Raw genomic sequence first — 10,210 nt, forward strand, 5'->3', positions numbered from 1 at the left:
AGGAGGTTGACCCAACCCAATCCATAGCTCTTATGAGTAATCAGATATCGACCGTGATTCAGATCTACCGGTAGGCTCAATCTAGAATGTGCCAGAAAATTCAAAGCTGCTTCACTATCAAGCTCAACAGCCGGTATATCTGATCCAATGGACTGGCTCAGTGCCAGTTCTGGAGAGGGTTTTAACTTACCATGGTATACCTTACCCATATTCAAGCCGGAGTGGGTGATCCGAATCGCTTTACTGAGTTCCAAATAATCGCTATAAATTGACTTTGGAAAGGCGATCCTATGTTGCTCCCGAGTCAAGAACAGGTAGCGGTCTGGGTTAGCTAGCCAGAATTTATCTTCAGATGTGACCCGGTCAGTGCGATACTTCAAAGCATTGGCTGGTTTGCCTTGACGGTTGTGCTGGATTCCTGCAGCTTTCCTGAAAGCAGCAATAAAAAAACCCTCACCCCTGAGTTGATGGGGGTAGAATCGATAGCCTGGTAGATTCCTGTCCAACACCTGAATGCCCCATTCTGCAGGAATGTCTATCGTAACAGCCTCAAGGTCAGTCTCATCCTGTAGCCAACGCACGTTTTGCTCATTCTCGGTCTCTGAAAAAGTGCAGGTGCTATAAATGAGTAAGCCACCTGGAGCCAGGGCAGGCTCAATATCACCCAGGATCCTTCTTTGGCGGGATGCGCATAACTGGACGTTTTGTAAGGACCATTCATTGATGGCAGAAGGTTCTTTGCGCATCAGCCCCTCACCGGAGCAGGGAGCATCTACCAGGATCACATCAAAAAACCCCGGAAGTCTCTGAAAAGCTTTAGGATCACTTTGCGAAATGATATGGTTGTCACCTCCCCAGCGGATCAGATTCTGATGGAGTACCTTATTACGGTTGGAGATGACCTCATTCGCCACCAGGAGTGACTCAGGGCTCAACAATGATTGCAACAGAGTCGCCTTGCCTCCAGGAGCTGCACTAAGGTCGAGGACACGCAGATCCTTCTCAATATCCACCAACTCTTGAAAAAGATGGGAGAGAAACATGGATGATGCTTCCTGGACATAGTAGGTCCCGGAATGGAAGAGCGGATCCAGTGTAAAGCGTGGTCGTTGGTCCAGATATCTACCGAGACTACACCAGGGGACGATCTCCTCTGAGAGAAAGTGTCTGGTTGGTTTTCCGGGATTCAAACGCACCGAGATCGGTGCAGGTGTGGTCAGCGCCGTTTCATAATCCTTGAACTGGTCTCCCAACTGATCCATCAGTCGAGTTTTTAAATGATGTGGGAGTTGGTTTCGTTCGGTGTTCATACGCCAAACTAATTCAAAGTCTTCTAAATGGAATCAATATTCAACAGCTCTTAATACCAGGCTGATCAGCTGAGTTAAATTCAATAAGCATTACTTGACAAACGAGTAGTTTCTCTTTGGCAATAAAAAAGTTTCGCAAACGCTGTCCATAGGCACTATATTTGCAAGTTGATTTGCGAGAGTAATAATTGCGGTTTAGCACAAGTATTTTCTAGAATCAATTTCTTGTTCATTTAGTTTATAGAAGTTCAAGCCAATAAAAGGAGAAATAAATATGTCCATGTTGAAGACCAGAATGGAAGAGATCATTCCACCATTTCGTGAAGAAGTCGGTAATATTCGTAAAAATCATGGCGATAAAAAATTATGTGATGTGACTGTGGCACAGGCCTACGGTGGTATGCGTGGGGTTAAGGTCATGATCACCGAAACTTCTGCTTTGGATCCTGAAGAAGGTATCCGTTTTCGAGGCTACACTATTCCTGATCTGCAGGAAAAACTTCCTCGAGCTGCTGAAGGTGAAGAACCCTTACCAGAGGGTCTGTTTTATCTTTTGATGACTGGTGAACTTCCCACAGAAGAGAATGTCGCTGAAGTTACCAAAGAATGGCAGGAACGTGGATCGCTTCCAGCACATGTCTATAAAGTGATTGATGCTCTTCCAAAAGATACTCACCCAATGACCCAATTTTCAGCTGGTATTGTTGCTCAGCAGACTGAATCGCAATTTGCCTCAGAATACCGTGATGGTATGAACAAGATGGACTATTGGAAACCAACCTACGAAGATACCATGAATCTTCTGGCTCGTTTACCTGCCCTGGCAGCCTATATCTATTGTCGCACCTATAAAGATGGTAGCATAATTCCTGCTGATCCTTCACTGGATTGGGGTGGTAACCTGGCTCACATGATGGGTTTTGACACCAAGATGTTCCGTGAACTCATGCGCATCTACCTGACTATCCATGCTGATCATGAGGGTGGTAATGTTTCCGCCCATACGACTCACCTGGTTGGGTCAACTCTGTCAGATGTTTACTATTCGCTGGCTGCTGGAATGAATGGACTGGCTGGACCGCTTCACGGCCTGGCTAATCAGGAAGTGTTACGCTGGATCATGGAAGTTAAAGAAAAATTGGGTGGTGGCGTACCTACCATGGATGAACTTAAAAAGTTTGTCTGGGATACGCTTGCTTCAGGCAATGTGGTTCCCGGCTATGGCCATGCTGTTTTGAGAAAAACTGATCCTCGTTATTCCGCACAACGTGAGTTTGCACTTAAACATATGCCCGATGATGAACTATTCCAGGTTGTCAGCATGCTTTATGAAGTTGTTCCACCTATCCTGCTGGAGCAGGGGAAGGCCAAAAACCCCTGGCCAAATGTGGATGCCCATTCAGGTGTGTTGCTGGTACACAATGGGATGCACGAATATGATTTTTATACGGTTCTCTTTGGCGTTTCCCGTGCCATGGGTGTTTTAGCATCCACTGTTTGGGATCGTGCTGTTGGCCTGCCACTAGAGAGACCAAAATCATTGACTACCGAGTTTATCAAGTCAATTTTGTAAAAGCGGGGATACAGACCGATAGAAAGCCCTGGTTCTTACCGGGGCTTTTAATTATATGGATGTGACCAAGATTTATAATGGATAAATTGCCTAAATTGTGTTTAATTGGCACGCTCAGATATGAATGATGAAAAGAATAATAGCTAGATGGATGCGATTCTATATAAACAACCTCAAGGAGAAAGCTGGAACAGAAGCCCGATGCAACTAAAAGATACGCGTATTCTAATAGTCGAAGATGAGATAGTTGTTGCCAGTGAAATAAAACTCAGGCTTGAGGAAATGGGATATGGAGTGATTGGTATAGTGAACAACGGTCGCGATGCGATCATAAAAGCTGAGCTCTATGATCCTGATATCATCCTGATGGATATTACACTGAAGGGCAGGATGACAGGTTTGGAAGCCACTCGTGAGATCACCCGAATCAGCGATATTCCAGTTATTTTCATTACTGCCCATACTGACAAATCAACACTTGATTCTGCCCGGGAAGCCAGTTCTCACGGTATCTTCACAAAACCATTTAGTGATGTTGAGCTGCAGGCAGCTATTCAGCAGGCTCTTATTTCCAAGATTATGAAAAATCTTCTTGAGGAAGATGAGGACGAAACAAACTAGCTGGATTCCCTCATTTTACAGCGTTCACTATAAATATTTGACCAGGCCTCCCTGGTCTTTTTCAATAATAAAACCAAACTTGTAGAAGTATCCAGGATGCAGAAAGCCGGTTGTGATCATCTTCTTCTTAGCAATACGCATGCGATTTACAAATTCATCCAGAAGACCGCGACTGATTCCATTGCCACGCTGATTCTCTGAAACGACTACCTTATCCATATAGACAAGGTCATCACCTTGATCCAGGTAGAATAGTCCACCGATAACCCGTTCCCGCTGGTTCAGAGCCACCAGGAAATGATGTTCCTGTGTAAATCCTACATCCATATTGGTCTTCAGGAACAGCTGTTGTAACTGAATGATCTCTTTAGGGTGCATTGCACGCCGGATGCGATAGGATTCCCCCTTATTATTATGGCGGAAGATCATGATCTCAACTTCATCCAGGGTTGTTGAACGAGTTGCGATAAGCTCAATATCCTCGCTGGGTGGCAGTTCTGGGAAAGCCAACCTTTTGAGAAAAAAAGCGGAGTATTCATCGACCTCTTGATGGCCAATGTATTGGCTGATCTCGCTTTGAAGAGTCAGTCCATCCAAAGCATGATGTCGTAGATTCTGAGCAAGCTTTACCAGATATTCTTTCAGCGTATCATTGGCCTGTGAAAAGACTGTTTGATAAAAAAGCTGAACCCGGGCATCGGGGTATTCAAGTTCGCTATCCTGAATATGATAATCCCGGTAAAGACCTTTCAGAAAATGAGCCTTGGCCTTTAGGGTAGCTTCCTGATTTATAGACAACCAACGATGATACCGGCGAGTGGCAAAATAGACCGATTTAGTCTGAAAACCCTGCTCCTGAACAGTGGCCAGGAACGATTTGAGGTCTTTGCGCCTGACAGTGCTTAATTCTGGATCACTCAGGATGGCCTTAAAAAATGCCGGGGTGTGTTTTTGACCCAAGGCTTCCCTGACTGCATGATAGATTATATTGGATTCAATACAAAGCTGAAAATCTCCAAAAGCTTTTTCAGTCTCACGGACAAATGCAGACTCCAAATTCTCCAGAAAGACCAGTTCGCTGCGGACCGATCGAATATCAGAAATGGAAACCAACCTTCCACCCACATGGTAGTCATGAATAGGTACCACTATCTTTCCAGGACTGGGAACCCCGATCATTTTTTGGAAACGCGTTCTTTTCCAAAAGCTGGTATAGGTGTATACACCTGTCCAAACAAAATGGGGCCACAGGTATTCAGGAGCAGGCAACTCATCCGAGGATTCAGCCCAAACTGCCTGCTTCAGATATTGTCTAACTGTCAGCCCGGGGATGTACTCTTCTGACCAGAGATCGTATTCTTTTTGGTAAGAGCCAAATGTTTCAACCAATTGATCCAAATGATTCTCACGGGAGCAAGCCATGAGCCAATAAAGCTCTGTGTTAAGCTGTTCAGGTTTCAGATGGTCATTCAGATTAATTGCAAATTTATAACTTCGTGCATTACTCTGCACGGTGACACGGTAAACCGTCTTTCCGTGAGCAGCTCCCAGCAGTGTGATCCAGATACCCTGAGGTGGGATATCCTGAAGTGCCAGATGCTTTCCATCAAAGAAGAGGTATAAGGATTCATTTAATAATGTAGTGTCTGTGAATGTGCTGGTAATTCGTAGTCGATGAGCTTGAGAAACTGGCTTATCAAACACCAGAACAGCTTCCCAGCCAGGAGCTTGTTCAGCGTAGATATCTGAATTGGTCGGTGTGATCTCACCCATGGCTGATGAGAAATTATGGGAAAGTGTTCCATAAACTGAAAGGTTCTGCTGGGCTAATTTGCTACTTGGAGGGAGGTTGACCATTGCGCTGATCAATGCAGAACGGATGGTGGCATAATACTTTGGATATTGTTTCGCCCATGAGAGTAAAATTCCCAGAATGTTACGCAGCAAAATGGAAGGTTCCGAAATATTGCTTTCCTGATTTGATAACCATTTCAGGAAATCTGTGGCCAGGGATACCTTGTGAATATTGATGTTTGACCAGGAGGTGTCATTTGAACCTCCTGTAAAGAGCAGCTTACGCTCCAAAGCGTAGTTTACCACTCGTTCAAACTCCTTGGCTGGATACAAAGCCACAATTTGTTCGACTGCAAACTGTGACTGAGGTAGGTCATCTGATCGGATCAGACGCAAGAAAGCATAGCGGATGATGTGTCGCACACTTTCACCTGAATTCGAATAGATGCGCGCCAACAGTTGGAAAGCTGCTTGTGATGGATGTAAGGCCTGAGAATAGATCAGGTTGATGACAGGTTTCAGGGCTTCCAGAGAGTTATCTGCGTGCTCAAGGGCTTTTTGGATATGATCTTCATAACCAGCTATTTCCTGTGCTGAAGAATCGATGTTGACCCAGGTTCCGGGAAGCCAACCCGGTGTCTTATTCAATGGCTTGATCCTTAGGTTCGGATAATCCAGGAAATCTTCCAAGTCTCTGTTGCCAATACAATAAGCAGGTTGTCTAATGAAATCATCAAAGGGAAGTACTTTTCCCTCGAATTGATAGAAAAAGGTTCCAATCCGAATCTCGCCATTTCCCGGTTCGATTCTTAACAAAAATTTACGGTTCCTATGCCTGAGAACTGCCCCTTTTACTTCCAGATCATTTTGGGTCCAGCCCCGTTGTGAGAAGATCCAGTTTGGGATCTGAACTTCCAGATCATTCATGAAGAATGACTTATAGGGCTTTTCATACAAGGTTTTAACCGTCTCTTCAAAATGCTTGAGAATGGTGCTGCGCTTGAAGGTGCCCTTTCCAGTTAATTCCCCCTGATCTTCTTTAAAATCGCGGTTCACCAGGCGAAAATCAACGATCCTTTCGAATGGCGCTAAAAAAGAATTAACCGAGTGAATCATGGTCGCCACATAATCACGCAGTTTTTGTTCATCACTTCTGATATCAAGCAAATCAGGGTGTTTTCGGTTGATCCTCACCAGGGCAGTGTTGTAGGGCATGTGATCCCCTACAATGAACAATTGATGAATACTGTCAAAATCGCGGAACATATTCTCGATCTTCTGAGGGGCAATGGTTTGTCCCTTGGCATTCTTGTAAATTTCTTTTTTGCGATCGATGATCTCGATCTGACCATTCTTCAGGGTTTGAAAAATATCACCTGTGGTAAACCAGCCATCAGGGCGATCGTCAGGTTCAATGGGCTTCCAATAGCTCCCTGAAACATAGGTGCCCCGAATCCACAACTCACCATCATCAGCTAAATGGGTCTCCATACCGGGGAGGGGTAGCCCCACAGAATTTTCTACATATCCCCCTGTTGGTGTCATGGTAATGCCACCTGTTGCCTCTGTCATTCCATACCCGCTGTGGAGGTGCAGATCATGCGTTTGGAAGAAATGAAAGATCTCAGGAGGCAGGTACCCTGCAGCAGATAATCCCCAACGAAGAGCACCGCCAGTCACTTTACTAACGACCTGATGGATCGTTTTTTCATCCTCATTGATGATATCGATCTTATGGCCAATAGTTTCGTAGATATCCTGCCATCTTTTGGGGATACTGATCAGGACTGTGGGGTTGATATCCTGCAAGTCACTGAGCAATGATTGAATTCCCTTGCCGCTGGAGAAGGTGTATTCCGCTCCCCAGAAAATGGATCCCCACATTTCCAGAAAACGACCAAAAGTATGGAACAGAGGTAGAAAACTAAGGAATCTATCACTTCCACCCAAATTCAATGCCAACGACCGGGCAAATCGTTTGGATATGATATTTTCATACGTAAAGACGATCCCTTTAGGATGACCAGTCGTCCCTGATGTATACATGATACTGGCGATCTTGTCCAAAGTTACAGACAGCCGGATCCCTTCCAGCCAGTTCATTGCATCACCAGTACCCCCATCTTCCACCAACCGCTTATAGGGCTTCACCAGTGGATTGGTTGAGGCCACATCATTGAAGGTGATGATATGCTTTAATCTGGGTAATCCAGGTAAAATGCTTTCTATGGTTCGGAGGTGTTGAGAATCCGAGATGAAAATCCCCTCGATCTCAGCGTGTTGCAGGATGTATTCAACCTGGGCTGGTGGAGCTGCTGGTTGGATCGGGACATTGACAAACCCATAACTGAGACAGGCAATATCAGTACAGGCTACTTCCAGGCGGTTCTCCGATAAAATGGCAATACGTGGAGCCGTGCTTCCCATGAGATCAATGAGTCCAGCCGCCAGATGGTCAACGGTATTGCTGATGGCAGACCAGGAGCGTGTCTGCCACTCGCGCCCCAGTTTGAATTTGAAGAGGGACTTCTTGTCCAACATGGCGGAACGACGTTGAAAAAGAACTCCAGGTGTATAATTCAGTTTCCGGATCAGCTGCATTTCCAGATCAAACCATTGATCCTGGGCATTGTTGTTTTTCAGCAGTGCCGTGAAGTTTGGATTCCAGCCCTGTTCAAGGAGCAGACGTTGACTTTCGGGACTTCCTGAAGCAAGAATCAATTCGCCAAATCTGAGAATATCGATGACCCAGATAGCTTGATCAAGCACACTCTGTTGGTTGAAAGAATCAAAATACTGTTTGATCTCAGTTTCAATGTTTTGTGAAGCACTTTCAATACGACTTATCAGAGTGTGAAGCAAGACATTCACCTATTTGTTCTTTTAGTTTAGCTAATAAAATATCTGAGATAGCTTTGACATGCAAATTAATTGCTGATACTCATTTGATGAAAAGAGCAAAAGTTAAAAAATGGACCGATAAGCGTAATCAGTATTGAAATGGGCAGGTAAATGATAATAATTCAGATTCGCGAATAGTTTATTATGAGCAGAATGTTGATATTTTCTAAATGGAGCGAAAATGGCACAAGATTTGTCTCACTAGGAAAGCAATGCAAAAAAGTATTCAAACATCGGATAATTCAGCGACTGGCGTCTCGATCGTATCGTTAAGCGTGCGGCATCAGGAGCGCAGTATGAAGGCTGAGATCCAACATTTAGGAGGTAAGCATGTCTAATCATGTTGCAGAATTTATGGCTGGTGTCCAGGCAAAGAACCAGGCTCAGCCGGAGTTTATTCAGGCAGTCGAAGAAGTTGTAACATCTTTGATGCCCGTGATCGATCGAAATCCCCAGTATCGGGAAGCTAAGATTCTTGAGCGTCTGGTTGAACCAGAACGTGTGATCATATTTCGTGTACCCTGGGTTGATGATTCAGGTACTGTTCAAGTCAATCGTGGTTTCCGTGTTGAATTCAATAGCGCCATTGGTCCTTATAAGGGCGGTTTGAGATTCCACCCAAGTGTAAATCTTGGTATTCTAAAGTTTTTAGGCTTTGAGCAAGTTCTTAAAAATGCTCTGACAACTCTACCCATGGGTGGCGGTAAAGGTGGAGCTGATTTCGATCCTAAAGGTAAATCAGATCTTGAAGTAATGCGTTTTACTCAATCTTTTATGTCCGAACTATTTCGCCATATCGGTCCTAACACAGATGTGCCAGCTGGTGATATCGGTGTAGGTGGCCGCGAGATCGGTTTCATGTTTGGTCAGTACAAAAAACTACGTAATGCTTTTGAAGGTGTTCTAACTGGAAAAGCCCTCAACTGGGGTGGTAGTTTGATTCGCCCAGAAGCCACTGGTTATGGAACTGTTTATTTTGCAGAAGAAATGCTTAAAACCCGTGGAGATAGCTTCGAGGGCAAGACTGTTGCTATTTCTGGTAGTGGTAATGTTGCCCAATATGCCACAGAAAAGGTTCTGGATCTTGGTGGTAAAGTGGTTACGCTTTCTGACTCTGCCGGAACAATATATGATGCAAACGGAATTGATCGTGAGAAACTGGCTTGGGTTATGGATCTCAAGAATAATCGTCGTGGTCGTATTAAAGAATACGCCGATGAGTTTGGCGCTGAATTCTTCGAGGGAAAACGTCCCTGGTATACCAAGTGTGATGTAGCTCTACCTTGTGCTACTCAGAATGAAGTAAACGGTGATGAGGCTAAAGCTCTAATGGCAAACGGTTGTTTCGTGGTTGCTGAGGGTGCTAACATGCCTTCTGATCCTGAAGCAATTGAAGTATACCAAGCAGCCAAGATTCTCTATGGTCCTGGCAAAGCTGCCAATGCTGGTGGTGTTGCTGTTTCCGGACTGGAAATGTCTCAGAATAGTCTGCGTCTTTCCTGGACCCGTGAAGAAGTGGATGAACGTCTGCATAACATCATGAAGAATATTCACAATAATGCCTTTGAAACTGCTGCACGTTATGGCCATGACGGTGACTATGTTGCCGGTGCCAATATCGCTGGTTTCTTGAAGGTTGCTGACTCCATGATGGATCAGGGTGTTGTTTAAGACCTGATCAAATCATCTAAAAAATGAAAAAAGCGTAGATTTCGGTCTACGCTTTTTTTGGGTCTATTTTGGTGCAGACTTTTTTTCGATTTGTGATGGATTGCAACGACAGCCTACCACGGCGCAGTCTGGAAAACGAGAACAGGCGGCACTCCATCACAGTATTTCTCACTCAGCATAAAGGCCGTCTCGAGTGAAACGATGCGATCTCAAAGCTATGGTGGTATAATACCAAGTGCACCTCCAACCTGCACCTTAACTTCTTCAGCTTTTTCCATTTCTCTGCACTTAAAGTTCCTACCATAGCTATGGCTATGCCTGCCTATGCCGAAGTCGGTCT

At 44.8% G+C, this 10,210-nt stretch carries 5 protein-coding genes; 3 read left to right on the top strand and 2 right to left on the bottom strand.

The window, feature by feature from the left end; all coding sequences use genetic code 11:
- A partial coding sequence (locus U9Q77_10320) for an RsmB/NOP family class I SAM-dependent RNA methyltransferase (GenBank protein MEA3287751.1) occupies positions 1 to 1,310 on the bottom strand: 1,310 nt, incomplete at its 3' end.
- Positions 1,311 to 1,584: 274 nt separating this feature from the next.
- On the opposite strand from U9Q77_10320, the gene U9Q77_10325 reads away from it, so the two are divergent.
- Entirely contained in the window at positions 1,585 to 2,883 is a 1,299-nt protein-coding gene (locus U9Q77_10325; protein MEA3287752.1) for a citrate (Si)-synthase, eukaryotic, read from the top strand.
- A 201-nt stretch (positions 2,884 to 3,084) separates the two neighbouring features.
- Positions 3,085 to 3,504 (top strand): response regulator, encoded by a 420-nt coding sequence (locus U9Q77_10330; protein ID MEA3287753.1) that lies wholly within the window; start codon positions 3,085 to 3,087, stop codon positions 3,502 to 3,504.
- A 27-nt stretch (positions 3,505 to 3,531) separates the two neighbouring features.
- On the opposite strand, the gene U9Q77_10335 is transcribed toward U9Q77_10330, so the two are convergent.
- Positions 3,532 to 8,160: an AMP-binding protein gene (locus U9Q77_10335; protein ID MEA3287754.1), complete on the bottom strand. Its 4,629-nt coding sequence runs from the start codon at positions 8,158 to 8,160 to the stop codon at positions 3,532 to 3,534.
- A 369-nt stretch (positions 8,161 to 8,529) separates the two neighbouring features.
- Here U9Q77_10335 and gdhA point away from each other — a divergent pair, with 369 nt between their 5' ends.
- The gene (gdhA, locus tag U9Q77_10340; GenBank protein MEA3287755.1) at positions 8,530 to 9,870 is read left to right on the top strand and encodes an NADP-specific glutamate dehydrogenase; all 1,341 of its coding nucleotides are present in this window, start codon (positions 8,530 to 8,532) and stop codon (positions 9,868 to 9,870) included.
- Positions 9,871 to 10,210: the final 340 nt, after the last annotated feature.

The organism is Candidatus Neomarinimicrobiota bacterium (genome assembly GCA_034716895.1).
In the GTDB taxonomy this organism is placed as follows: domain Bacteria; phylum Fidelibacterota; class UBA8477; order UBA8477; family JABMPR01; genus JABMPR01.